Raw genomic sequence first — 24,145 nt, forward strand, 5'->3', positions numbered from 1 at the left:
TCGGGCGGATCACTGGCGTCAAATCCATGACCCACCATGCGACCAACGTTTGACTACCGGCGCGTGTGCCCTTGGACGAGGCGCGGTATACTGCCGCGCCTTTTTAGCGTCGCGCCAGCAGCCCCGGCGTGCCTTGAAAGGTGCTTGCAACCGACCGATGCACCCAAGCTGCAAGCACCTTATTTGAATGTTCCCGTCTTTTAGAGGAGCGCGACTCATGACCGTGATCAAGCAAGACGACCTGATTCAGAGCGTTGCCGACGCCCTGCAATTCATTTCCTATTACCACCCCGTGGATTTCATCCAGGCGATGCACGAGGCTTACCTGCGCGAAGAATCGCCAGCGGCCCGTGACTCGATGGCACAGATCCTGATCAACTCGCGCATGTGCGCCACCGGCCACCGCCCGATCTGCCAGGACACCGGCATCGTTACCGTGTTTGTCCGCGTGGGCATGGACGTGCGTTGGGATGGCGCCACCATGGGCCTGGACGACATGATCAACGAAGGCGTGCGTCGCGCCTACAACCTGCCGGAAAACGTCCTGCGTGCTTCGATCCTCGCCGACCCGGCGGGCGCTCGCAAGAACACCAAGGACAACACCCCGGCCGTTATCCACTACTCCATCGTTCCGGGTAACACCGTGGAAGTGGACGTGGCGGCCAAGGGCGGCGGTTCCGAGAACAAGTCGAAAATGGCCATGCTCAACCCGTCCGACTCGATCGTCGACTGGGTGCTCAAGACCGTTCCGACCATGGGCGCCGGCTGGTGCCCACCGGGCATGCTCGGCATCGGCATCGGCGGCACCGCCGAGAAAGCCGCTGTGATGGCAAAAGAAGTGTTGATGGAATCCATCGACATCCACGAACTGAAGGCCCGTGGCCCACAGAACCGCATTGAAGAAATGCGCCTGGAGCTGTTCGAGAAGGTCAACCAGTTGGGCATCGGCGCCCAGGGCCTCGGTGGCCTGACCACCGTGCTCGACGTGAAGATCATGGATTACCCGACCCACGCCGCGTCCCTGCCGGTGTGCATGATCCCGAACTGCGCCGCCACCCGTCACACGCACTTCGTGCTCGACGGTTCCGGCCCGGTTGCTCAGGAAGCACCACCGCTGGACGCCTACCCGGAAATCGTCTGGGAAGCAGGTCCGTCGGCCCGCCGCGTCAACCTCGACACGCTGACCCCGGAAGATGTGCAGAGCTGGAAGCCGGGCGAAACCGTCCTGCTCAACGGCAAAATGCTCACCGGTCGCGACGCTGCGCACAAGCGTATGGTCGAGATGCTGAACAAAGGTGAAACCCTGCCAGTAGACCTCAAGGGTCGCTTCATCTATTACGTCGGCCCGGTTGATCCGGTGCGCGAAGAAGTGGTTGGCCCTGCTGGCCCGACCACCGCGACGCGGATGGACAAGTTCACCCGTCAGATCCTCGAGCAAACCGGCCTGTTGGGCATGATCGGCAAATCCGAGCGCGGCCCGACCGCCATCGAGGCGATCAAGGACCACAAAGCCGTTTACCTGATGGCAGTCGGCGGCGCGGCTTACCTGGTGGCGCAAGCGATCAAGAAATCCCGCGTGGTGGCTTTCGCCGAACTGGGCATGGAAGCGATCTACGAGTTCGACGTCAAAGACATGCCAGTGACCGTTGCGGTCGACAGCAAGGGCGAGTCGGTACACATCACCGGTCCTGCCATCTGGCAGCAAAAGATCAGTGAAAGCCTGGCGGTGGAAGTGCAGTAAGCACTGACATCAGGTGGCGAAAAAACCGGCCCGTCGGAAACGACAGGCCGGTTTTTTTATGCCGGAAGAAATCCTCATCGACAAACGACCCATGCAATAAAACCAGCGCCGCCACACAGGTTCCATCGAGAGATCAGCGCCGTTCACATGGTATGGTGCTCCCCCTGATTTTTGCCTGTTGCCAAACGCATGCTCCCGACTTCCCGATCCCTGCGCCTGGCGCTCTATACCGTATTGATCATTGCCGGTGCTGCCATCGCTGCCACCTTGGCCATGCGCCACACCGTGCGCCAGTCAATGGTCGAAGACGCGGCTCGCGCCAATCAGCAATTGGCGTTGTACGCCACCTCCCTGCACACCCTGATCGAGCGCTACCGCGCCCTGCCCTCGGTGCTGGCGCTGGACCCGCAATTGCGCGACGCGCTCAAAGGTCCGGTGAGTGCAGAGCAACAGGACGTATTGAACCGTAAACTGGAAAAGATCAACGGTGCCGCCGAGTCCTCGACCCTGGAACTGCTCGATCAAACCGGCCTGGCCGTGGCGGCGAGCAATTGGCGTTTGCCCAGCAGTTACGTCGGCCACAATTACGGCTTCCGCCCTTACTTCAGTCAGACCCGCACCCAAGGCACCGGGCGCTTTTACGCGGTTGGGGTGACCAGCGGCATTCCCGGCTACTTCCTGTCCAGCGCCGTCACCAACGATGACGGCCAGTTCCTCGGCGCGATGGTGGTGAAGCTTGAGTTTCCGGAACTGGAACGCGAATGGCGCCAAGGCAACGACACGCTGCTGGTCAGCGATGCTCGCGGGATCATCTTCATCGCCAATCAGCCGGGGTGGCGCTATCGCCACTTGAAACCGCTGGGCGACAGTGATCACGCCGAACTCAAGGCCACCCGTCAATACGACAAGCAGCCGCTGACGCCGCTTGAGTACCAGTCAATGCGCCGCTTCGACGACAACAGCGAACTGGCGCGGGTCAAGGGCCCGGACGGCAACGCTGATTACCTGTGGGAATCCTTGCCACTGGCTGCCGAAGGCTGGACGCTGCACTTGCTGCGCCGTCCACATGTTGCCTTCGAAGACAGCCGCAACGCCGCACTCGCCGCTGCTGGTTTGTGGCTGACACTGGTGTTTCTGCTGCTGTTCCTCAATCAGCGCTGGCGTCTGGCCAAACTTCGCCAGCGCAGCCGCGAGGAGCTTGAGCAACTTGTGGAAGAACGCACCCGCGACCTGCGCACCGCCCAGGAAGGCCTGGTGCAATCGGCCAAACTTGCCGCTCTCGGGCAGATGTCGGCGGCGCTGGCCCACGAGATCAATCAGCCGCTGACGGCGCAGCGCATGCAGCTTGCTACGCTGAGGCTGCTGCTCGATCACGGTCGGGTCGACGACGCGTACAAGGCGCTCAAACCGGTGGACGACATGCTGACGCGCATGGCGGCCCTCACCGGCCACCTGAAAACCTTCGCCCGCAAAAGCCCCAGCGGCTTGCGCGAACGTCTCGATCTGGCGGCAGTTGTTGACCAGTCGCTGCACCTGCTCGACACGCGGTTACGCGACGAACAGGTCAGCACGGTGCTGCACTTGACGCGCCCGGCCTGGGTGCGCGGCGATGCGATTCGTCTGGAACAGGTGCTGATCAATCTGCTGCGCAACGCTCTGGATGCGATGCAGGACAAGCCCTGCAAGCGCCTGGAAATCCGTCTCGAAGCCGAAGAACAATTGTGGCGATTGAGCGTGATCGACAACGGCAGCGGCATCGCCGAAGAAAACCTGGCCAAGGTGTTCGATCCGTTTTTCACCACCAAACCGGTGGGCGATGGCCTGGGGATTGGCCTAGCGGTTTCGTTCGCCATCGTTCACGAATCGGGCGGTCGCCTGACGGCCGATAATCATGGCAACGGCGCAGTGTTCGCCCTGACCTTGCCCATCGACCTGGAGGTTCCTGAACCATGCTGAACTCAGTAATGGTGGTCGACGACGAAAGCAGCATCCGTAGCGCCGTCGAGCAATGGCTGAGCCTGTCGGGGTTCGAAGTACAGTTGTTCAGCCGCGCCGACGAGTGCCTGGCGCAACTGCCGAAGCATTTTGCCGGGGTGATTCTCAGCGACGTGCGCATGCCGGGCATGACCGGCCTGGAACTGTTGGCCGAAGTGCAGCGGCGCGATGCCGATTTGCCGGTGATCCTGCTGACCGGCCACGGTGATGTGCCGATGGCGGTCGATGCGATGCGCGATGGCGCCTACGATTTCCTCGAAAAACCCTTCAGCCCCGAGACCCTGCTCGGCAGCTTGCGGCGGGCGCTGGACAAGCGCAGCCTGGTCCTGGAAAACCGTGCATTACATGAGCAGGCAGACAACCGCGCCAAACTCGATACGACGCTGCTGGGCGTCTCCCGTGGCTTGCAGACGTTGCGCCGGCAAGTGCTGGATCTGGCAGCGCTGCCGGTCAACGTGCTGATCCGCGGCGAAACCGGCAGCGGCAAGGAGCTGGTCGCCCGTTGCCTGCACGACTTCGGGCCGCGCGCCGACAAACCCTTCGTCGCCTTGAACTGCGCAGCCATCCCCGAGCAACTGTTTGAGGCCGAACTGTTCGGCCACGAAAGCGGCGCGTTCACCGGCGCCCAGGGCAAGCGCATCGGCAAACTCGAATACGCCGATGGCGGCACGCTGTTTCTCGATGAAATCGAAAGCATGCCGCTGGCGCAGCAGGTGAAATTACTGCGGGTGCTGCAAGAGCAGAAGCTCGAGCGTCTGGGCTCGAACCAGAGCATTCGCGTGGATTTGCGCATCATTGCCGCAACCAAACCGGACCTGCTCGATGAAGCGCGGGCCGGGCGCTTTCGTGAAGACCTGGCTTATCGCTTGAACGTTGCCGAATTGCGCCTGCCACCGTTGCGCGACCGCCGTGAAGACATTCCCTTGTTGTACGAAGCGTTCGCCCAGAGTGCCGCCGAGCGTTTGGGTCGGACGTTTGCGCCCTTGAGCGGCCCGCAATTGAGCCATCTGCTGAGCCACGACTGGCCGGGTAATGTGCGCGAACTGGCGAACGTCGCCGAACGCCAAGTGTTGGGGCTGGGCGAGCCCGTACCGGCCGGCATCGAACCAGGGCAGTCACTGGCGGCGCAGCAAGAAGCCTTTGAAGCGCAATGCCTGCGCGCGGCGTTGACCCGGCACAAGGGCGATGTGAAAGCGGTGCTTGAAGAGCTGCAACTGCCGCGTCGCACGTTCAATGAAAAGATGCAGCGGCATGGGTTGAGTCGGGAGATGTTTCTGTAGCGCCTGTACCGGCCTCATCGCTGGCAAGCCAGCTCCCACAGGTTTTGTGTCGTGCACAACTTTCTGCATGCAACTCGGACACTGTGGGAGCTGGCTTGCCAGCGATGAAGCCAGAGCAGGCATTGTAAATTCACGAGGCCAACCAGCAATTTTCCGCTCACCAACAAACTCTAATAGGCGGATTTCCGCTCACCAATCCACCATACCCCCTCTAAACCGCCCCTCTCCCCGTTGGCACAGCTCCTGCTATAGCCCCCGCAGGCTGCGTTTAATCGCGCTCCACAAAAACAATTAAACGAAGGATCCTTCAATGGATAACTCCAACGCCCTGCCCCTTGGGTCGGCTGCCGTGCCGGCTAAAGAAAGAACCACCAGCAGTCGCATCAAGTCGATCTTCAGCGGCTCGGTCGGCAACATGGTCGAATGGTATGACTGGTACGTCTATGCCGCCTTCTCCCTGTACTTCGCCAAGGCCTTTTTCCCTAAAGGCGACACCACCGCACAACTGCTGAACACCGCCGCGATCTTCGCCGTGGGCTTCCTGATGCGCCCGATCGGTGGCTGGTTGATGGGCCTGTATGCCGACAAGGTCGGACGTAAAAAAGCCCTGATGGCCTCGGTCTACCTGATGTGCTTCGGCTCGCTGCTGATCGCCCTGAGCCCGGGTTACGAAACCATCGGTATCGGCGCGCCGATCCTGCTGGTGTTCGCCCGTTTGCTGCAAGGCCTGTCGGTCGGCGGCGAGTACGGCACCTCGGCCACTTACCTGAGTGAGATGGCGACCAAGGAACGTCGCGGTTTCTTCTCCAGCTTCCAATACGTGACCCTGATCTCCGGTCAGCTCATAGCACTGGGCGTGCTGATCGTGCTGCAAAACATTCTGACCACCGAGGAACTGTACGCCTGGGGCTGGCGCATTCCGTTCGCCATCGGCGCACTGTGTGCAGTGGTCGCGCTGTACCTGCGTCGCGGCATGGAAGAAACCGAGTCGTTCACCAAGAAGGAAAAGGCCAAGGAAAGCGCGATGCGCACCTTGATGCGCCATCCGAAGGAACTGATGACCGTGGTCGGCCTGACCATGGGCGGTACGCTGGCGTTCTACACCTACACCACCTACATGCAGAAATACCTGGTGAACACCGTCGGCATGAGCATCTCCGATTCCACCACCATTTCCGCCGCCACGCTGTTCCTGTTCATGTGCCTGCAACCGGTCATCGGCGGACTGTCGGATAAAATCGGTCGCCGGCCAATCCTGATTGCCTTCGGCGTTCTGGGTACGCTGTTCACCGTGCCGATCCTCACCACCCTGCACACCATCACGACCTGGTGGGGCGCGTTCTTCCTGATCATGGCGGCGCTGATCATCGTCAGCGGCTACACCTCGATCAACGCGGTGGTGAAAGCCGAACTGTTCCCGACCGAAATCCGCGCCCTGGGCGTTGGCCTGCCGTACGCACTGACCGTATCGATCTTCGGCGGCACCGCTGAATACATCGCGCTGTGGTTCAAGAGCATCGGCATGGAAACCGGTTACTACTGGTATGTCACCGCGTGCATCGCCGTGTCCTTGCTGGTGTACATCACCATGAAAGACACCCGTAAGCATTCGCGGATCGTCACGGACTAAGTCCACACGCGTTACACCGAAAAGGGGCAGATCGTCGGGATCTGCCCCTTTTTTTGTTGCTGAAAAAGCGCCCTGCCCGTCATCCGTGCCGCACCGATTAAATAATTTGTTACCTACGCAGCGCGGCGGATTAATCACGAGTTAATGCTCGCCCACCATCCTGAAACGGCCTGATCGATTAACTGCGATGCGCCCATTCAGTTCCTGAAAGCGGAAAAATTCGATGGTCTTAATATCTATTTAATCGATTATTTTTAACATTATTTTGCGCTTTTTTATCAGTTTAATTGGCGTAGCATGAAACCCATGCCCAAGAGACAAACGCCAAAGAACCTGGAGAATTGAAGATGAAAACCAAACTGTTCCTCGCCATCGCCCTGTCCGTACTGGCCGCCAACACCTTCGCTGCCGACGGTTTTGACCGTACTGGCTCCGCCGTCGCAGCAGACGGCTATGACCGCACCGGTTCCGCCACTGTCGCCGCTGATGGCTATGACCGCACCGGTTCCGCCACTGTCGCCGCTGATGGCTATGACCGTACCGGCGGCGCCACTGTCGCTGAAGATGGCTACGACCGTACTGGCGGCGCAACCGTCGCTGAAGATGGCTACGACCGTACTGGCGGCGCAACCGTCAGCTGAATCACTCAAGCGGCATCACAGCCCGGCTTCGGCCGGGCTTAGTCATTTCTGGGAAATGCAAAATTCGGTAACCCTTGTTCAACTGGAAATCCGCGGCAGGCCCTTGCACTATTGCTGCCTATTCGAAAGCAGCCTCAAGGAACACGGCCCATGCCCGACCACATCCATTATTACGAACCCGCCAACGGTCACGGCCTGCCTCACGATCCGTTCAACGCGATCGTCGGCCCGCGTCCCATCGGCTGGATTTCTTCACAGGATGCCGAGGGCCGCTTGAACCTGGCGCCTTACAGCTTTTTCAGCGCCTTCAACTACATCCCGCCGATCATTGGTTTTTCCAGCATCGGGCGCAAAGACAGCCTGAACAACATCGAACAGACCGGCGAATTCGCCTGGAACCTGGCGACCCGGCCACTGGCCGAGCAGATGAACCAGAGTTGCGCCATGGTCGGACCGGAGGTCGATGAATTCGAACTGTCCGGGCTGACCACCGTGGCATCGAAAGTCATTCAGGTGCCGCGAGTCGCCGAAAGCCCGGTGTCCTTCGAATGCAAGGTCACGCAGATCATTCAGTTGCAGAGAGCCGACGGGAATGTGGTGCCGAGCTGGCTCATACTCGGCGAAGTGGTCGCCGTGCATATCGCCAAGTGGCTGTTGAAGGATGGGGTGTACGACACCGCCGCGGCAGAACCGATTCTGCGCGGCGGCGGTCCGGCGGATTATTTTCAGCTGGGGCCTGAGGCATTGTTCAAGATGTACCGCCCGGGAGCGGCAAAAAAGTGATTACCAGACCAGCCCGCCTTCTTCGTCGACGCCCTTGAGGTGTGTCAGTTGCAGGGCGGCAGCTTCGTCCGCTTCTCTGGCGGTCTTGAAGGTCTGTTCTTCCAGCAGTTTGTTGAAGCGAGGCGCACCCGCGCCGCCGATGGCTTTGGTGGCGATTGCCGCGTAATACCCGCCTTCGCGGGGGATCACAGCCGATACGGCTTCGAAGGTTTCAAAGGCTTTGCGTGCCATGTCGCGCATCCTGGCTAATTGAGAATGCTGCCATTAAACCCTCAACCGGCCAGTTTGTGTACCGCTGCTCCGGACTGGCGCAGAGCTTGCGCCGCCGACACATCCTTGAAGGTGTGGAAATCCAGGCTGTTGACCACCAGTTCCTGCACCAGCTCGGCAAAGATCTCCATGGCCGGGGTGCTGAAGTACGCGGTCATGGCCTGTTGATGGGTCCAGAAGCCGGACACCAGCCACAGTTCCGGATCGCATTGCGAGTGCTGCAAGGCAAAGCTCAGGCAGCCTGGCGCTGCGCGGGATGGCTCGATCAGCGCACTCAGGCGCAAACCGAGTTCTTGAGAACGCCCGGCGCGTGCTCGAACGAAAGCCATATGACTGACGGGGATCTGCTTAGACATGTTCAACCCTCCCGGGGAGTCGCGTTGCAGCCGGGGGACGGGCTGCGACAGGATCAAAGGTTAAGGGCCGATGCGCTTGGGTCGTTAGTCGATTCCTGCCGGTGCGTTGCACAATCCTGCGAGAGTGCGCCGGCTACCTGTAACAATGTGTAAAACCCTGTCACGGTTCTGCCATACGAGTTTTATGTAGGAGCTGCCGAAGGCTGCGATCTTTTGACGTTCATCTCAAAATCAAAAGATCGCAGCCTGCGGCAGCTCCTACGGGGTTATCCGTGTTATTTGAAACCCGTCTGCGCGTTCGCCATGCTTGGTCAGGAATACGCCTCGTGCAGAATCAGGCAAGCATTTGACAGAATGTGTCTACCGCTACGGCTTGCACAAACATATGCTCTGCCCCATCACTCCTGCCCTGCCGAGGATGCCTTGCATGTCGTCGCTCGATCACTTTCAAGCCCCGCTGGACACCGAGATGGAGAAGCAGCGCGTGGAACTGGCGGCGATCATCCGTCGCAATACCGCCGAAGATGGCAGTTATGCCACTGCTGTCGGGTCGCTCTTCATGTCGCGTCATAGCCAAAACCACGAGTTCGCCCCGGTCCTCGCGCAACCGGCGTTGTGCATCATGGCGCAGGGCCGCAAGGAAGTTCGGCTGGCTGACGAATTCTTCAATTACGATCCGCTGAATTACCTGGTGGTCTCGGTTTCGATGCCCCTGAGTGGTCGAGTGGTGAATGTCTCCGCCGAAGAACCGATCCTCGCCGTGCGGCTGGACATCGATCCCACGGAAATCACCGCGCTGATCGCCGACGCCGGCCCCCTCGGTGTACCCTCCCGCCCGACCGGGCGCGGGTTGTACGTTGAACGACTCGACACCGCAATGCTCGACGCTGTGCTGCGCCTGGCTCGATTGCTCGACACGCCGAAAGACATCGCCATGCTCGCGCCGCTGATCCGTCGGGAAATTCTCTATCGGCTGTTGCGCAGCAAGCAGGGCCATCGGCTGTACGAAATCGCTATCGCCAACAGTCAGAGCCATCGCATCAGTCAGGCGATCAAGTGGCTCAATGGCAACTATGAGCAACCGTTGCGCATCGATGATCTGGCCAAGGAAGTGAACCTGAGCGTGTCGACGCTGCATCACCGCTTCAAGGCGATGACGGCGATGAGTCCGTTGCAGTATCAGAAGCAGTTGCGCTTGCAGGAAGCGCGGCGGTTGATGCTGGCGGAAGGGTTGGAAGCTTCGGCGGCGGGTTATCGGGTGGGTTATGAAAGCCCGTCGCAATTCAGCCGGGAGTACAGCCGGTTGTTCGGGGCACCGCCGTTGAGGGATTTGGCGCGGTTGCGGTTGTCGGTCTGATCCAGCATTTTTTGTGTGGCTGATGGCCCCATCGCTGGCAAGCCAGCTCCCACAAAGTTAATTGGTGGCCACAAAATTGTATGAACACCACCGAACCCTGTGGGAGCTAGCTTGCCAGCGATGGGGCCAGCTGAGGCAAAAGAAATCCTGGATCAGGCCCCGAGTACCCGGCAAGCCTCAGCCGGAAGGGTCACCGACACCGGATGCCCAACGCTCAAACCAAACCCCTGACACGGCGTGCTCAACGCAGTAAACGAAACCCCGGAACACTCAACCGTCGTTTCAATCGTCGCACCGATATCCCGCACAAACGTCACCTTGCCCAGCAAGCGATTGCCCGCTGTCGCCTGCGGTGCAGACAGTTGCAGGTCTTCCGGGCGAATCAGCATCTTCACTTTCTCACCGACGACAATGCTGCTGCAGATCGGCACTTGCAGCGCATCACCGCCCGGCAGACTGACCTTGCCGTCGCCCAGCGCCGTGGCCGGGAAGATGTTGCCGGAGCCGATGAAGTCGGCGACGAATTCGTTGGCCGGATGGCGGTAGATTTCAATCGGCGTGCCCACCTGCTGCACCTTGTGCTCACCCAGCACGACTACGATATCGGCCATGGTCATGGCCTCACGCTGGTCGTGAGTCACCATGATGGTGGTGATGTTCAGCCGTTGTTGCAGCTGGCGGATTTCCACTTGCATCGACTCGCGCAGCTTGGCGTCCAGCGCCGACAGCGGTTCGTCGAGCAGCAAAATTTTCGGGTGATTGGCAATCGCCCGGGCAATCGCCACGCGCTGACGCTGGCCGCCGGAGAGTTTGGCCACCGGACGGTTGATCATCGGTTGCAGCTGGATCAGTTCCAGCAACTCCACCACCCGCGCCTGCTGGTCAGCCTTGCTGACCCCGCGAAGTTTCAGAGGATAAGCGATGTTTTCGCCCACGGTCATGTGCGGGAACAGCGCCAGCGACTGGAACACCATGCCGAAGTTACGCAGGTGCGCCGGGGTGTGGCCGATGTCTTCGCCGTCCAGGCGGATCTCGCCGCCGGTCAGGGTTTCCAGCCCGGCAATCATCCGCAGCAACGTGGTTTTTCCGCAGCCCGACGGGCCGAGGAAACACACCAGTTTGCCTTCCGGCAAATGCAGGTTCACATCCTTTACCGCGCAGGCCGAGCCGTAATGTTTCTCGACGTTTTCCAGAATCAGACCAGACATAAATCACCTCAAGAATCAGAACGAAACGCCACCTTCACCGACCAGCTTCTCCAGCGCCCAGATCAGGACGAAGTCGATCAGCACGATCAGCACGGCAAACGAAAATACGGTTGGGTCGAGCGAAGACACGGTGCGGCTGTACATCCAGATAGGCACGGTCATGACGTCGATGGTGTAGAGGAAGTAAGTCACGGTGAATTCGTTGAACGAGACGATGAACGCCAGCAGCATGCCCGCCAGAATCCCCGACTTCATCAACGGCACCACCACATCGACAATCGCCCGCATCGGCGAAGCGCCGAGCATTTGCGCAGCCTCCTCGACTTCAGTGCCGATGGAGAGCATCGCCGCCGTGCAGTTTTTCACCACGAATGGCAGCGCCAGAATCACGTGGGCAATCACCAGGCGCGAGGTGGTCATGTGGAACGGCAAGCTGTCGAACACCAGCAGCAACGCCAGGCCCAACACCACCATCGGGAACACCAGCGGCAACGACATCAGTTGCATCGCCACAGCCTTGCCACGGAACTCGCAACGGGTCAGCGCGTAGGCCGCCGGCACCGCGATGATCGTGGCGAAAACCATGGTCAGGCACGACACCATCAGGCTGGTGGTCATCGCTTGGCCGAGGCTCAGCACGTCGCTGGAATCCGGCGAGACGAAGGTGTTCCAGGCAGCCTTGTACCATTGCAGGCTGTAGCTGCTCGGCGGGAAGTCGAGGTTCGACGCGCCGCTGAACGACATGACGATCATGGTCAGGATCGGCAACACCGCCAACAGCAGGATGAAACCGGAGAGGATGCCGGCGAACTTGCCGGTGTCACCCGGCAACAGCGACTGGCGCTTCTTGGTCAGGGTACTCATTGCGAAGCCTCCAGCATGCGCCGACGACGGCCGGTGATGTATTCGGACAAAGTCATGATCGCGAGAGTGGTGACGATCAGCACCACACCGGCGGCGGACGCGGCGGGCCAGTTCATCAGCGGGGCGATCTGGTCATGCACCATCACCGCCAGCATCGGCACGCGGCGACCACCGAGCAGCAACGGCACCACGAAACTGCTGGCGTTGTAGGCGAACACCAGCGTCGCGCCGGTGATGATCCCCGGCAGACTCATCGGCAACACCACTTGGCGGAACACCTGGAAGCGACTGGCGCCCAAGGTGGCGGCCGCTTCTTCGTAGCTGCGGGCGACGCCACGCATGGCGCTGGCAATCGGCAGCACGGCCAGCGGGAAAGCAGTTTGCACCAGACCCATCAACACGCCGTTCTGGTTGTACAACAGCATGATCGGGCGCTTGATCAGGCCCAGGCCCATCAGCGTCTGGTTGAGCATGCCGCCCGGGCCGAGAATCACCAGCCAGCCGTAGCTTTGCAGCAGCAGGTTGACCAGCAATGGCAGCAGCACCGCCGCGAGGAAAATCCGCCGCACGAACGGCGAGGTCAGGCGCGACATGGTGTAGGCCACCGGGATCGCCAGAATCACGGCGATCACCGCGCTGATCAGCGCCAGGCGCAGGGTCAGCATCAGCGATTTGAGGTAGTAGGGTTCCAGCAACTGGGCGTAGCTGGCCAGGCTGAAACCGGACCATTCCGCACCCTTGGTGCCCACGCTCATGCGCAGGACCAACAGGCTGGCGGCGATCAGCACGCCGAGAAACAGCATCGACGGCGAGAGGAAAAACCAGGCACGCGCGGTCGGCGAAACGCCAAAGCACGGGCGCGACTCAGCGGCGCTGACCGGATGGGTCAAAGGTTGGTGTTCCATAGCAAAGGGTCTCGTCAATGGAAGATCAGAATTCAGCGCGCACGGCCCCCTGTAGGAGCTGCCGCAGGCTGCGATCTTTTGATCTTTTTCAAAGCCACCGAAGAGCAGGATCAAAAGATCGCAGCCTTCGGCAGCTCCTACAGATCAGGAAGAAAAGATTTCCGTGTAACGACGAATCCATTGGTCATGCACGGAGGCCAGGAAGGCGTTGTCGTGCATGATCGCCTTCTCGGCAATTTGCTCCGGCGTGAGGATGTACGGGCTCTTGCGCGCTTCGGCGGAGATGATCGCCTTGGCGTTGACCGGACCGTTGTAGATGTCTTCGGCCATCTTGCCCTGCACCAGCGGGTCCAGAGAGTGGTTGATGAAGGCGTAGGTCATGTCGGTGTCGCCCGGACGATTCTTCGGCATCACCGACAGCATCAGGTCGGTGTAGAAACCTTCCTTCATGCCGAATGTGGCGCCCAGACCGTAGGCCGGATCGCGGATCTGTTTCGGGAAGAACGCCGGGGCGTACAGGCCGCCCATGTCCAGGGAGCCGGTGCGGAATAGTTCGGCGATCTGGTTCGGGTTTTCGCCGAGGGTCACCACGCGGTCTTTCAGTTCGGCGAGTTTCTTGAAGCCAGGTTCGATGTTGTGCTCGTCACCACCGGCCAGTTTGGCGGCGATGATGATCAGGTCCATGGCCTCGGTCCAGTTAGGCGGCGGCAGGAAGATGTTCGGTGCCGCGTCGGCGTCCCACAGGGAAGCGTAACTGGTTGGGGCTTCTTTCTGGGTGCGGGTGCTGTAGACCAGGCTGTTGCACCACAGCAGGTAACCGATGCCGTGGCCATTGGCGCCGGTGCGGTATTTTTCCGGTACGTCGACCAGGTTGGGAATGCGGTTGAGGTCGGGTTTTTCCAGCAGGTCGGCGGCGGCCAGACCTTCAGCGCCGACGCCGGCCAGGGTGATGATGTCGTACTGCGGACGATCACCGCCGGCCTTGAGTTTGGCGACCATTTCCGAAGTACTGCCGGTGCGGTCGGCGATGACCTTGCAGCCGTACTTGTCTTCGAAGGTTGCCGCGATGTTGCGCAGGGCTGCCAGGCCGGTGTCATCGGACCAGGTCAGCAGACGCAGGGTCTTGCCAGTGAAGCGTGTATCGCTGGCATTGGCCTTGACGAACGGCAAGCTCATGGCGGCCGCTGCAACCGAGGCTACGCCCACGGTCTTGATGAATTGACGTCTGTTCAGATCATGCTCGCCCATTACGGACTCCCTTTGTTTTTGTAGGTATAAGGCAGGTCGAAACTGTTGCATCCGCGCGACTGGATCAGCGTTTACCCCTCTATTTTCGGGAGGTTGATTGAACCAGTGAGTTCATCCTGAGGTTGCGCAAAACCGCTGACTATCGATAAAAACTCATTGAAGCCATGACCCCTACGCATGCCTCATGTAGGAGCGAGCCTGCTCGCGATGGGTGCACGGGCGCCGTGTATTTCCAGGCAATCCCGCGTCATCGTTTACGTCCATCGCGAGCAGGCTCGCTCCTACAGTGAGAGGCCGTCAGACGGCCCGAATCACGTGTTTGATTTCCTGAAAAGCCTGCAAGCCCCACGGCCCCAATTCACGGCCGATGCTGCTCTGCTTGTAGCCGCCCCAGGCGGTCTGCGGGAAGATCACCTGCGGTGCGTTGATCCACACAAGCCCCGCCTGCAAAGCGTTGGCGACGCGGTCGGCGGCTTCGGCATTGCGCGTGACCACACTGGCTACCAGACCGAACTGGCTGTCGTTGGCCAGGGCAATCGCCTCGGCTTCGGAGGCGAAACTGCGCACGCAAATCACCGGGCCGAAAATCTCTTCACACCACAGCGCACTGTCGAGGGGCACTTCGGTGAAAATCGTCGGCTTCAAAAAATATCCGCGCGGTAGATCCGCCGGACGATTGCCGCCGCAAATCAACTTGGCGCCGGCACTCAAACCACGATCGATATGGCCGAGCACGCGTTGGTATTGCGCCTGATTGACCAGTGCACCCATTTCCACATTCGGATCAAACGGATCAGCCACGCGAATGGCTTCTGCGCGCGCCTTCAAACGGGTGAGGAATTCATCGGCCAGTTCATCGGCGACCAACACGCGGCTGGTGGCGGAGCACATCTGCCCGGCGTTGAATAAACCGCCGCCACACGCCACTTCCACTGCCAATTCGAGATCGGCATCGGCCAGCACCAGCAGCGAAGATTTACCGCCCAGTTCCAGGCTCACGCCTTTGACGGTTTCGGCTGCGCGCTGCATGACCTGCACCCCCACCGCGTTGCTGCCGGTGAAGGAAATCTTGGCGATACGCGGGTCCGCCGACAGTGGCGCGCCAACGGCCAGGCCGGTGCCGCACACCACGTTGAACACGCCGGCCGGCAAGCCTGCTTCGGCGATGATCGCCGCCAATTCCAGCTCCGGCAGCGGTGTCACTTCGGAAGGCTTGAGCACCACGCAGCAACCGGCGGCCAGCGCCGGGGCGAGTTTCCACGCAGTGGTGACCATCGGGAAATTCCACGGCACGATCAGCCCGACCACACCGCACGGCTCACGGCGCAAGCGAGCGCTGAAATCGTCCGTCGGCAACTCCACCGCGCTGTCTTGTTTGGCGTCGAGTCCTTCAGCCAGACCGGCGTAATACTCGAACGTGGCGACCACATCGTCGACGTCGATGGCCGCTTCGAACTGTGGCTTGCCGTTGTTGCTCGACTGCAAATGCATCAACTGCTCACGACCGGCCTGCACGCCAGCGGCGATTTTGCGCAGGATCGCGCCGCGCTCGGCGCCGGTGGTTTTCGACCAGTCGGCGAAGGCTCGGGTCGCGGCGCTGACCGCTTGGTCGACCGACTGCTCATCACCGCCCACGACGGTGGTCAGCAGCGCTTCGGTCGCCGGGTTGATTACGCGCAGGTGTTCGTTGCCGGCGGACCATTGACCATCGATGAACAGACCATCCAGGGTAGTCGGGAAGGTCATTTCGACACCGCCTTCATCCACTCGGTCTGATCGATTTCGATCAGGGTCGGGCCTTGGCGATCAGTGGCTGCACGCAGCGCACCGCGCAGTTGCTCGACGCCGCTGACTGCCTCGGCAGCGCAACCGAGTGCCTTGGCTACACCGATGAAATCCGGGGTGTAGATGTCGACGCCAACCGGCTCGATGGCGCGGTTGACCATGTATTTCTTGATCTCTTCGTAGCCCTGGTTGTTCCACAGCAGCACGATCACCGGGGTGCGCGCTTCAACGGCGCTGGCCAGTTCCGGCAGGGTGAACTGCAGGCCGCCGTCGCCTATCAGGCAGACCACTGGCGGACGCGCGCCGCTCTCAGTGCTGCCACCGAGCCAGGCGCCAATCGCCGCCGGCAAGGCGTAACCGAGGGTGCCGTAACCGGTGGACGAGTTGAACCAGCGACGCGGGCGCTCCGGGTTGAACGTCAGGTTGCCGGTGTACACCGGTTGGGTCGAATCGCCGACGAACACGGCGTTCGGCAATTCATGCAATACGGTTTCAAGGAAACGGGTCTGGGCCAGGGTCGGTGCATCCCAGCTCGCGGCCAGTTCTTCACGCAGGCGCGCGGCACGCACCTGGCCCCAATCGTTGCGGCGCTCGGCCAGCGACTTGTGCGACAACGCGCTGAGCAAGGCCTGGGCGGCGTTGCGCGAGTCGGAGACCAGCGCGACGTGCGGCGGGTAATTGCGCACGGTCTGGTCCGGGTCGATATCGATGCGCAGCAGCTTGCCGGGAATCTCGAAGCCACCGGCGAAGGTCACGTCGTAGTCGGTCTCGGCCAGCTCGGTGCCGATGGCCAGAACCACGTCGGCTTCGGCGACCAGCGCACGGGTGGCGACCAGGCTCTGGGTCGAACCGATCAACAACGGGTGAGCGGATTCGAGCATGCCCTTGGCATTGATGGTCAGCGCCACCGGAGCGTCCAGCAACTCGGCCAGCTCAGTCAGCTCGGCGGCGGCATCGATGGCACCGCCACCGGCAAGAATCAGCGGACGCTTGGCGCCGGCCAGCAGTTCGGTCATCCGCGAAACGGCCGACGGCGAAGCACCGGCGCGGTCGATGTTCACTGGCAGGCTGCTGAGCAGGTCGTCGGCGTCTTCAACCAACACGTCCAGTGGAATTTCGATGTGCACCGGGCGCGGACGACCGGCTTGGAACAGCGAGAACGCGCGGGCCAGCACGCCTGGCAACTCGGACGCCGACATCAGCGTGTGGGAGAACGCCGCGACACCGGCACACAGTGCGCCCTGGTTCGGCAGCTCATGCAACTTGCCGCGACCACCACCCAACTGGTTGCGCGATTGCACGCTGGAAATCACCAGCATCGGGATCGAATCGGCGTACGCCTGGCCCATCGCGGTGGTGATGTTGGTCATGCCAGGGCCGGTGATGATGAAGCACACACCCGGTTTGCCGCTGGTGCGGGCGTAGCCGTCGGCCATGAAACCGGCGCCTTGTTCGTGACGCGGCGTGACGTGGTTGATGCTCGAACGGGCCAGCCCGCGATACAGCTCCACGGTGTGAACCCCGGGAATGCCGAACACCTGCTCAACACCGTAGTCTTCGAGTAACTTGACCAATACTTCGCCGCACGTCGCCATGTGAATTGCCCTTCTTGTTCGATTTGAGACGCCGGGCCTGCGCTGTGTTTATGATGGATTCGCAGGTCCAGGGATGGCCTCATTGGAACGGGCGACACGTAGCCGCAACAATGGATAAAAAGTCATACTAGCCATGTCCTCACGTCATACCTTGGATCCCAATGAAACGACTGCCTCCCCTGCCGGCGCTGCACACCTTTCTGATTACCGCGCAGTGCTGCAATTTCACCCGGGCCGCCGAGCAACTTCACATCACCCAAGGTGCGGTGAGCCGACAGATCGCCGGGCTGGAAGATTTCCTCGGTTATGAGCTGTTCATTCGTCAGGCTCGGGGTCTCGATCTGACGGCCGAGGGACGGGAATGGCTGCCACGGGTGCAGCAGATTTTCGGCCTGATCGACGAGGCCGTTGAGCAGATCGGCGAGAAGCGCGAAACCCTGCAACTCAAGGCGCCGACCTGCGTCATGCGCTGGTTGCTGCCGCGCCTTTTGCAATGGCAAAAGGAACGCCCGGACGTGCCGGTGGAACTGACCACCACGGTCAAGCACGGCGTGGATTTTCACCGTGAACAATTCGATGCGGCGGTGATGTACGGCACGCCACCGGACACTTCGCTGGAGTCGCAAAAACTCTTCGATGAGAAACTGACGCCGGTGTGTTCCCGGCCGATGCTCGACGGGCCGATAGCTTTGCAGACGCCAGCCGACCTGCAACAACATCTGCTGCTGCACCCGACGCGCGATGAGCGCGACTGGAAGGCCTGGTTGAAAGCGGCGGATGTGCATCTGACCAATGTCGGCAAGGGCCAGCATTTCGAAACGCTGGATCTGGCGATGTCGATGGCGTCCCAAGGGACGGGTGTGGCGATTGGTGATTGGTCGCTGATCGGCGATGACCTGGATGCCGGGCGGCTGGTCATGCCATTCGAATTGAAGGTGACTACGGGACTGGCGTATTACCTGGTGTTCCCGGAAAAACCCGGGCCTTCACCGAAGTTGCGCGAGTTGATGGGGTGGTTGGTGGAGCAGGCGCAGAGTCGCTGAATCAACGTTCCGTAGGAGCTGCCGGAGGCTGCGATCTTTTGATCTTGAAAATCAAAGTCAAAAGATCGCAGCCTTCGGCAGCTCCTACATCGATTGCGGCGTTAGTACCCGACAGTAAACCGCTGCCGCGAATGCTTCGGTGTTTCCGCTTCGTCGAGCATCGCAATCGCATAGTCCGCAAATGTGATCCAACTGCGCCCTTCGCTGCTCACCAGTAAATCATCCTGACCGAGGCGGAATGTCCCGATGCGCTCGCCTTCGACAAATTCGGCCGATGGCGACAGGAAGGTCCAGTCCAGACCCTTTTCTTCTCGCAGCGTTCCTAGAAACTCCGCACCGGCGCTGGCCTCCGCTTTGTAAGCTTCGGGGAAACCTGCGCTATCGATCACCCGAGTGCCATCAGGCAACAACAGCGAACCGGCACCGCCCACCACCAGCAAGCGTTTGACCCCTGCCTTTTTCACCGGCCCGACCACGGCGCTGGCGGGCAGCGTGGCGAAATGCGCCGCGCTGATCACCACGTCATGACCGGCAATAGCTGCCTGCAATGCGCTGGCATCGAGCGCGTCGACATTACGGGTGACCACTCCTGCACGCTGACCGATCTTCGACGTGTCGCGAGCGATGGCGGTAACGCTGTGACCGCGACGCAGGGCTTCTTCCAACAGTTGGCTACCGGCACGACCGGTGGCACCGATGATTGCGATTTTGCTCATGAACTTCTCCAGTGGATTGAACAGCGGGTTACCACTTCATCTCGCCCTTGGCGACTTTGGCACTCAGCTCCAGGGAGCTTTCTTCGCCCAGCGTCGGGAAGCGTTTTTTCATCGCCGCGATCAGCGCAGCAGAGTCTTTGGCCTTGGCGGTTTCTTCGTCGAAGGCCTGGATGTAATCGGCGGTGAACTGCACAGCGGCCAGCGAACGGGCGCTCTCGCCGAGGTAATGACCGGGCACGATAGTTGTCGGTTTCAGACTTTCGATCGAATGCAGCGTAGCCAACCAATCGGCATGGGACTGCACCGTTTGCGTGTCGGCCATCCACACATGGATGTGTTCCGCCACGACCACGCCACCGACCACGGCCTTGATCGACGGAATCCACACGAAGCTGCGATCCGGTTGTTTGCCCTCCAGGCCGACCACCTGCAACTTCTGCCCTTCGAGGATCAGGCTGTCACCCTTGAGCACGTCCGGCACGATGGTTTTGGCCGGTACGTCAGCGCCCATTTTCGGGCCCCAGAACGCCAGTTTGCCATTGACGGTTTGCTTGATGTGATCAACCGTCGGCTGCGATGCCAGCACCTTGGCTTTGGGGAATGCGGCGGTCAGGGTATCGAGGCCGAAGTAGTAATCCGGGTCACCGTGGCTGATGTAGATGGTGGTCAGTTGCTTACCGCTGGCGCGGATTTTTTCCACCACCTGTTCGGCCTGGGATTTGCCGAATTGCGCGTCCACCAGGATCGCCTCTTTCTCGCCGCTGACCAGTACCGAAGTCACCGGGAAAATCGCTTTCTCTCCGGGGTTGTAGACATCCAGCGTCAGCGTCGATGCGCTGGCGTGGGCGGCAAAACCGAGCGCGGCGCCAGCGAGTAGAACGCGTTTGAGCGTGGTGAAACCGATCATCTGTTGCTCCGTAATCCAATGGCTGTCGTGGTCCCTTGTAGGAGCGAGCCTGCTCGCGATGGTCGTAAACGATGACGCCTACTTACCGGTTGAATGCAGTGCCCGGGCGTTCATCGCGAGCAGGCTCGCTCCTACAGTGGACCAGAGCTTAGTTGCCTGACTCAGTACAAAAAATGCGATGCTTGAACATAGTTTGTTTCTGAAATCGGGCAAATCATGGATCGTCTACAAGCAATGCGCGTGTTCGTCACGGTGGTCGACCTCGGCAGCCAGTCGGCCGCCGCCGATCATCTGGAGCTTTCGCGGCCAGTGGTTTCACGGTATCTGGCGGAACTGGAAGACTGGGTCGGCGCGCGTCTGATGCATCGCACCACCCGCAAATTGAGCCTGACCGCCGCCGGCAACGAAGTGCTGCCGCGCTGTCGACAGATGCTCGATTTGTCCAGCGACATGCAAGCCGCCGTCAGCGTCCCGGAGGATGCTCCGCGCGGGCTGCTGCGGATCAGCGTCAGCACCTCGTTCGGCCAGGCACAACTGGCCGATGCCATGGCCGCCTACGTCAAACGCTATCCGGGTGTCAGCATCGACATGCAGATGCTCGACCGCACGGTAAACCTGGTGGATGAGCGAATCGACCTGGCGATTCGCACCAGCAATGACCTGGACCCGAACCTGATCGCCCGGCGACTGACGGTCTGCCGCTCAGTGATTTGCGCCTCCCCTGCCTACCTGCGCGAACATCCGACACCGCAGCGGGTCGAGGATCTGAGCCAGCACAATTGCCTGACCCACTCCTACTTCGGCAAAAGCCTGTGGCATTTCGAGCAGGACGGCGAACAGGTCTCGGTGCCGGTGCAGGGCAACATCAGCGCCAACGAGGCCACTACCCTGTTGCGCGCAGCGATGGCCGGTGCCGGCGTGGCGATGCTGCCCACTTATCAGGCCGGCGTGCACATCCACAGCGGCGAACTGGTTCGCCTTCTGCCCTCGGCCGAGCCTCGGCAGATGAACGTGTACGCGGTGTATGCCTCACGCAAGCACATGCCGGCGGCGCTGCGCAGTTTGCTGGATTTTCTGGTGGTGAGGTTTCCGGAGGAACCGGAGTGGGATATCGGCCTGTAACCCGTTCCCTTGTAGGAGCTGGCGGAGCCTGCGATCTTTTGATCTTGCTTTTCAGAAGCAACAAAAAACAACATCAAAAGATCGCAGCCTTCGGCAGCTCCTACACAACTCCCCCACCCTGACCTATGCTCAAAGTAATACCGAAGGGTATTCGTTCAGAGGTCAACGCCATGAACATCAAAACAAGAAGGTACCTCGCGATTTTCATCACCTGCGCGGTTACGCTCGGGTTGTATGGCGCGGCAGCCTGGCGCGTGGAGCAGTTGCGCAACCTGCCCCGTGAGTACGCCAGTTGCAATTTCGAGCGTTGCATTCCCCACAACGCGACCCTCAACGCCCTCCGTTAGCGAAGGGGTCAGGCCTCGTTGTCCTGATCGGCCTTCAATCGGTCGCGGAACGCCTTTGGCGAGATTCCCACCCGGCGCCGGAACAGGCGCGTGAAGTTGGTCGGATCCGAGAAGCCCAATACGTCGGACATTTCATAAATGGTCATGCTGGTGTAGGTCAGCAAGCGCTTGGCCTCCAGCAATTGACGCTCGTGCATGATCTGCAACGCCGGTTGCCCCGCCAGTTCACGGCAAGTGCCATTGAGGTGGGACACGGAAATCCCCAGCCGATGGGCCAGGTCTTCGACCTTGACGTGTTGCCGATAGGTCTCTTCCACCAACTGAATGAACCCGTTGAGGTATTCCCGGGCACGTTGCGGTCGTTGCGTGGCTGAACGTCGCTGGATCACCTGACGGCTGACCCACACCATGATCACGCTCACCAGCGAATGCATGAGCATTTCCCGCGCCGGTTGGTGGCTGGTGTATTCGTTCTGCAACGCACTGAACAGGCTGTTCAGGTACTCGGCGTCAGTGCCGGCCGGATAGCTCTCGGCCTGGGCCAGCGCATTCACCGAATGCCCGAGTTGCGCTTGAAGATGGGCGATCAGCGGCGCGGCCAGGGTGACCACGAATCCTTCGACATCCTCGGAAAAACGGAAACCGTGCACTGACAGCGGTGGCAGGATCTGGATCGCCGGTTCAGTCAATTGCGTACGCTGGCCTTCGATTTCAAGCTCTGCCTGACCTTTGAATACGAAGAGCAACTGGCATAAATCGGCGTGGCGGTGAGGTTTGATTTCCCATTGATGTTCGCGGCTGCGTTTGGAGATGGTTTCACAGTGCAGCAAGTCCGGGGTCGGCCAATCCAGGCTTTCACCGTAGAGCTTGAACACTGGAATCGAAGGCAGGTCAGGCTTGTTCATCACTTCAATCCAGGCCTCGGAATAGATGACGGGCGATAATCGCACCGATTGGCAGAATGTACAGGTATCGGCTCAGTTTTCACCTTCAATTGACAGACCCGCAAGGGAAAAATGCAAGCACTCGATCCATAAAAATTATCCACAGACCCTGGTCGCGTGGAGCTTGCGAGTCATAAAAACAATGAAAACGCTGAAAACCCAAGTTGCCATCATCGGCGCCGGTCCTTCCGGTCTGCTGCTCGGACAATTGCTGCACAACGCCGGCATCGACACCCTGATTCTCGAACGCCAGACGCCGGATTATGTGATCGGGCGCATCCGCGCCGGTGTGCTTGAACAAGGCATGGTAGAGCTGTTGCGCCAGGCCGGTGTGAGTCAGCGCATGGACGCCGAAGGGTTGGTTCATGGCGGCTTCGAACTGGCCCTCGACGGGCGCCAGGTGCACATCGACCTGCAAGCCCTCACCGGGGGCAAAACCGTGATGATCTACGGCCAGACCGAGGTCACCCGGGACCTGATGGCCGCTCGTCAGATCGCCGGCGCGCAGACCCTCTACGAGGCAAGCAACGTCGTTCCCCACGGCATGAAAACCGACGAAGCGTTCGTGACGTTCGAAAAGGACGGCGAGCACTATCGCCTCGATTGCGACTACATCGCCGGCTGCGATGGTTTCCATGGTGTGGCGCGGCAATCGATTCCCGCCGAGAGCCTGAAGGTATTTGAACGGGTCTACCCGTTTGGCTGGCTGGGGATTCTTGCCGACACGCCACCGGTGCACGAAGAGCTGGTCTACGCGCGCCACGAACGCGGTTTCGCCCTGTGCAGCATGCGCTCGGCGACGCGCACCCGTTACTACCTGCAAGTTCCGGCCGATGAAAAAGTCGAGGACTGGTCTGATCAACGCTTCTGGGATGAACTCAAAACCCGACTGCCGCAGAAGTTGGCGGACAATCTGGTGACCGGACCGTCCATCGAAAAAAGCATCGCGCCGCTGCGCAGCTTCGTGGTCGAACCGATGCAGTACGGCCGGATGTTGCTGGTCGGCGACGCCGCACACATCGTCCCGCCCACTGGCGCCAAAGGCCTGAACCTGGCAGCCAGTGACGTCAGTACATTGTTCAACATCCTGCTCAAGGTTTACCGCGAAGATCGCCTCGACTTGCTGGAGAAGTACTCGGAAATCTGCCTGCGGCGGGTGTGGAAAGCCGAACGGTTTTCCTGGTGGATGACCTCGATGCTGCACCGTTTCGAGGATCACGACGCCTTTAGCCAGCGCATCGCCGAGTCGGAGCTGGAATATTTCATCGACTCCGAGGCGGGTCGTAAAACCATTGCAGAAAATTACGTCGGGCTTCCTTATGAGGCTATCGAATAGCCTGCTACCGACTTACACTGGCGAGCATCCCCGCTCGCCCTTGCCTCGTGCGGGTCAATCACTGCCCGCAGG

The 24,145-nt window shown here is 60.5% G+C and carries 22 protein-coding genes; 11 read left to right on the plus strand and 11 right to left on the minus strand.

Translation table 11 applies throughout. The features are described 5' to 3' along the window. The first annotated feature begins 217 nt into the window (after positions 1-217). From ACM110_RS01350 to ACM110_RS01375, 6 genes are all read left to right on the plus strand, one after another. Positions 218-1,741: a fumarate hydratase gene (locus ACM110_RS01350; RefSeq protein WP_338582682.1), complete on the plus strand. Its 1,524-nt coding sequence runs from the start codon at positions 218-220 to the stop codon at positions 1,739-1,741. A 189-nt stretch (positions 1,742-1,930) separates the two neighbouring features. Next, positions 1,931-3,697, plus strand: a complete 1,767-nt coding sequence (locus tag ACM110_RS01355) for a sensor histidine kinase (protein WP_416126247.1) — start codon at positions 1,931-1,933, stop codon at positions 3,695-3,697. Continuing rightward, positions 3,691-5,016, plus strand: coding sequence for a sigma-54 dependent transcriptional regulator (locus tag ACM110_RS01360; RefSeq protein WP_338582686.1), 1,326 nt, complete (start codon positions 3,691-3,693; stop codon positions 5,014-5,016). The genes ACM110_RS01355 and ACM110_RS01360 overlap by 7 nt, the downstream gene beginning before the upstream one ends. Positions 5,017-5,326: 310 nt before the next feature. Then, on the plus strand, positions 5,327-6,646 hold the full coding sequence (locus tag ACM110_RS01365) for an MFS transporter (RefSeq protein WP_416126248.1): 1,320 nt from the start codon (positions 5,327-5,329) through the stop codon (positions 6,644-6,646). Positions 6,647-6,993: 347 nt separating this feature from the next. Further along, on the plus strand, positions 6,994-7,287 hold the full coding sequence (locus ACM110_RS01370) for a hypothetical protein (protein ID WP_416126249.1): 294 nt from the start codon (positions 6,994-6,996) through the stop codon (positions 7,285-7,287). Between the two features lie 150 nt (positions 7,288-7,437). Continuing rightward, entirely contained in the window at positions 7,438-8,070 is a 633-nt protein-coding gene (locus ACM110_RS01375) for a flavin reductase family protein (protein WP_416126250.1), read from the plus strand. On the opposite strand, the gene ACM110_RS01380 is transcribed toward ACM110_RS01375, so the two are convergent. Both ACM110_RS01380 and ACM110_RS01385 read right to left on the minus strand, forming a co-directional pair. Continuing rightward, entirely contained in the window at positions 8,071-8,301 is a 231-nt protein-coding gene (locus tag ACM110_RS01380; RefSeq protein ID WP_150702997.1) for a hypothetical protein, read from the minus strand. It abuts the gene before it with no gap. Positions 8,302-8,342: 41 nt separating this feature from the next. Then, on the minus strand, positions 8,343-8,696 hold the full coding sequence (locus ACM110_RS01385; RefSeq protein ID WP_338582694.1) for an antibiotic biosynthesis monooxygenase family protein: 354 nt from the start codon (positions 8,694-8,696) through the stop codon (positions 8,343-8,345). A gap of 427 nt (positions 8,697-9,123) precedes the next feature. Here ACM110_RS01385 and ACM110_RS01390 point away from each other — a divergent pair, with 427 nt between their 5' ends. Then, entirely contained in the window at positions 9,124-10,053 is a 930-nt protein-coding gene (locus tag ACM110_RS01390; RefSeq protein ID WP_416126251.1) for an AraC family transcriptional regulator N-terminal domain-containing protein, read from the plus strand. Positions 10,054-10,205: 152 nt separating this feature from the next. Here the strand turns inward: ACM110_RS01390 and ACM110_RS01395 are convergent, their stop codons facing one another. The 6 genes from ACM110_RS01395 to ACM110_RS01420 form a co-directional block, all read right to left on the minus strand. After that, complete coding sequence (locus ACM110_RS01395; RefSeq protein ID WP_338582698.1) at positions 10,206-11,261, minus strand: ABC transporter ATP-binding protein; 1,056 nt, start codon at positions 11,259-11,261, stop codon at positions 10,206-10,208. Positions 11,262-11,276: 15 nt separating this feature from the next. Next, positions 11,277-12,125: an ABC transporter permease gene (locus tag ACM110_RS01400; RefSeq protein ID WP_338582699.1), complete on the minus strand. Its 849-nt coding sequence runs from the start codon at positions 12,123-12,125 to the stop codon at positions 11,277-11,279. Further along, a complete protein-coding gene (locus ACM110_RS01405; protein WP_416126252.1) occupies positions 12,122-13,030 on the minus strand; it encodes an ABC transporter permease in 909 nt (302 codons plus the stop codon). The genes ACM110_RS01400 and ACM110_RS01405 overlap by 4 nt, the downstream gene beginning before the upstream one ends. A 144-nt stretch (positions 13,031-13,174) precedes the next feature. Then, positions 13,175-14,278, minus strand: coding sequence for an extracellular solute-binding protein (locus ACM110_RS01410; protein WP_416126253.1), 1,104 nt, complete (start codon positions 14,276-14,278; stop codon positions 13,175-13,177). A gap of 297 nt (positions 14,279-14,575) precedes the next feature. Further along, positions 14,576-16,024, minus strand: coding sequence for an aldehyde dehydrogenase family protein (locus ACM110_RS01415; RefSeq protein ID WP_416126254.1), 1,449 nt, complete (start codon positions 16,022-16,024; stop codon positions 14,576-14,578). After that, on the minus strand, positions 16,021-17,658 hold the full coding sequence (locus ACM110_RS01420) for a 5-guanidino-2-oxopentanoate decarboxylase (RefSeq protein ID WP_338582707.1): 1,638 nt from the start codon (positions 17,656-17,658) through the stop codon (positions 16,021-16,023). The genes ACM110_RS01415 and ACM110_RS01420 overlap by 4 nt, the downstream gene beginning before the upstream one ends. Before the next feature lie 161 nt (positions 17,659-17,819). Here ACM110_RS01420 and ACM110_RS01425 point away from each other — a divergent pair, with 161 nt between their 5' ends. After that, on the plus strand, positions 17,820-18,701 hold the full coding sequence (locus ACM110_RS01425; protein WP_338582708.1) for a LysR substrate-binding domain-containing protein: 882 nt from the start codon (positions 17,820-17,822) through the stop codon (positions 18,699-18,701). A 101-nt stretch (positions 18,702-18,802) separates the two neighbouring features. Here the strand turns inward: ACM110_RS01425 and ACM110_RS01430 are convergent, their stop codons facing one another. Together ACM110_RS01430 and ACM110_RS01435 are read right to left on the minus strand one after the other, a co-directional pair. After that, positions 18,803-19,417: an NAD(P)-dependent oxidoreductase gene (locus tag ACM110_RS01430; RefSeq protein ID WP_416126255.1), complete on the minus strand. Its 615-nt coding sequence runs from the start codon at positions 19,415-19,417 to the stop codon at positions 18,803-18,805. A gap of 28 nt (positions 19,418-19,445) precedes the next feature. Further along, positions 19,446-20,324, minus strand: coding sequence for an MBL fold metallo-hydrolase (locus tag ACM110_RS01435; protein ID WP_416126256.1), 879 nt, complete (start codon positions 20,322-20,324; stop codon positions 19,446-19,448). A 216-nt stretch (positions 20,325-20,540) separates the two neighbouring features. On the opposite strand from ACM110_RS01435, the gene ACM110_RS01440 reads away from it, so the two are divergent. Further along, positions 20,541-21,446, plus strand: coding sequence for a LysR family transcriptional regulator (locus ACM110_RS01440; RefSeq protein WP_416126257.1), 906 nt, complete (start codon positions 20,541-20,543; stop codon positions 21,444-21,446). 170 nt (positions 21,447-21,616) lie between these two features. Further along, the gene (locus ACM110_RS01445; RefSeq protein ID WP_162837843.1) at positions 21,617-21,793 is read left to right on the plus strand and encodes a hypothetical protein; all 177 of its coding nucleotides are present in this window, start codon (positions 21,617-21,619) and stop codon (positions 21,791-21,793) included. Positions 21,794-21,801: 8 nt separating this feature from the next. Here the strand turns inward: ACM110_RS01445 and ACM110_RS01450 are convergent, their stop codons facing one another. Then, complete coding sequence (locus ACM110_RS01450) at positions 21,802-22,698, minus strand: helix-turn-helix domain-containing protein (RefSeq protein WP_338582713.1); 897 nt, start codon at positions 22,696-22,698, stop codon at positions 21,802-21,804. Positions 22,699-22,888: 190 nt separating this feature from the next. Here ACM110_RS01450 and pobA point away from each other — a divergent pair, with 190 nt between their 5' ends. Next, positions 22,889-24,073 carry a 4-hydroxybenzoate 3-monooxygenase gene (gene pobA, locus ACM110_RS01455; protein ID WP_416126408.1) on the plus strand — a complete coding sequence of 395 codons (1,185 nt, stop codon included), beginning with the start codon at positions 22,889-22,891 and terminating at the stop codon, positions 24,071-24,073. The last annotated feature ends 72 nt before the right edge of the window (positions 24,074-24,145 follow it).

The sequence above is a fragment of the Pseudomonas sp. NFX98 genome, assembly GCF_047784845.1.
Classification (GTDB): Bacteria; Pseudomonadota; Gammaproteobacteria; order Pseudomonadales; family Pseudomonadaceae; genus Aquipseudomonas.

Bases quoted from the DNA above. Each gene is read 5' to 3' on its own strand.
- ACM110_RS01355 (WP_416126247.1), top strand. From the start codon at position 1,931: ATGCTCCCGACTTCCCGATCCCTGCGCCTGGCGCTCTATACCGTATTG.
- ACM110_RS01440 (WP_416126257.1), top strand. From the start codon at position 20,541: ATGGATCGTCTACAAGCAATGCGCGTGTTCGTCACGGTGGTCGACCTC.
- ACM110_RS01360 (WP_338582686.1), top strand. From the start codon at position 3,691: ATGCTGAACTCAGTAATGGTGGTCGACGACGAAAGCAGCATCCGTAGC.
- ACM110_RS01445 (WP_162837843.1), top strand. From the start codon at position 21,617: ATGAACATCAAAACAAGAAGGTACCTCGCGATTTTCATCACCTGCGCG.
- ACM110_RS01425 (WP_338582708.1), top strand. From the start codon at position 17,820: ATGAAACGACTGCCTCCCCTGCCGGCGCTGCACACCTTTCTGATTACC.
- ACM110_RS01450 (WP_338582713.1), bottom strand. From the start codon at position 22,698: ATGAACAAGCCTGACCTGCCTTCGATTCCAGTGTTCAAGCTCTACGGT.
- ACM110_RS01420 (WP_338582707.1), bottom strand. From the start codon at position 17,658: ATGGCGACGTGCGGCGAAGTATTGGTCAAGTTACTCGAAGACTACGGT.
- ACM110_RS01385 (WP_338582694.1), bottom strand. From the start codon at position 8,696: ATGTCTAAGCAGATCCCCGTCAGTCATATGGCTTTCGTTCGAGCACGC.
- ACM110_RS01375 (WP_416126250.1), top strand. From the start codon at position 7,438: ATGCCCGACCACATCCATTATTACGAACCCGCCAACGGTCACGGCCTG.
- ACM110_RS01405 (WP_416126252.1), bottom strand. From the start codon at position 13,030: ATGGAACACCAACCTTTGACCCATCCGGTCAGCGCCGCTGAGTCGCGC.
- ACM110_RS01395 (WP_338582698.1), bottom strand. From the start codon at position 11,261: ATGTCTGGTCTGATTCTGGAAAACGTCGAGAAACATTACGGCTCGGCC.
- ACM110_RS01400 (WP_338582699.1), bottom strand. From the start codon at position 12,125: ATGAGTACCCTGACCAAGAAGCGCCAGTCGCTGTTGCCGGGTGACACC.
- ACM110_RS01415 (WP_416126254.1), bottom strand. From the start codon at position 16,024: ATGACCTTCCCGACTACCCTGGATGGTCTGTTCATCGATGGTCAATGG.
- ACM110_RS01365 (WP_416126248.1), top strand. From the start codon at position 5,327: ATGGATAACTCCAACGCCCTGCCCCTTGGGTCGGCTGCCGTGCCGGCT.
- ACM110_RS01390 (WP_416126251.1), top strand. From the start codon at position 9,124: ATGTCGTCGCTCGATCACTTTCAAGCCCCGCTGGACACCGAGATGGAG.
- ACM110_RS01410 (WP_416126253.1), bottom strand. From the start codon at position 14,278: ATGGGCGAGCATGATCTGAACAGACGTCAATTCATCAAGACCGTGGGC.
- ACM110_RS01435 (WP_416126256.1), bottom strand. From the start codon at position 20,324: ATGATCGGTTTCACCACGCTCAAACGCGTTCTACTCGCTGGCGCCGCG.
- ACM110_RS01350 (WP_338582682.1), top strand. From the start codon at position 218: ATGACCGTGATCAAGCAAGACGACCTGATTCAGAGCGTTGCCGACGCC.
- ACM110_RS01380 (WP_150702997.1), bottom strand. From the start codon at position 8,301: ATGGCACGCAAAGCCTTTGAAACCTTCGAAGCCGTATCGGCTGTGATC.
- ACM110_RS01370 (WP_416126249.1), top strand. From the start codon at position 6,994: ATGAAAACCAAACTGTTCCTCGCCATCGCCCTGTCCGTACTGGCCGCC.
- ACM110_RS01430 (WP_416126255.1), bottom strand. From the start codon at position 19,417: ATGAGCAAAATCGCAATCATCGGTGCCACCGGTCGTGCCGGTAGCCAA.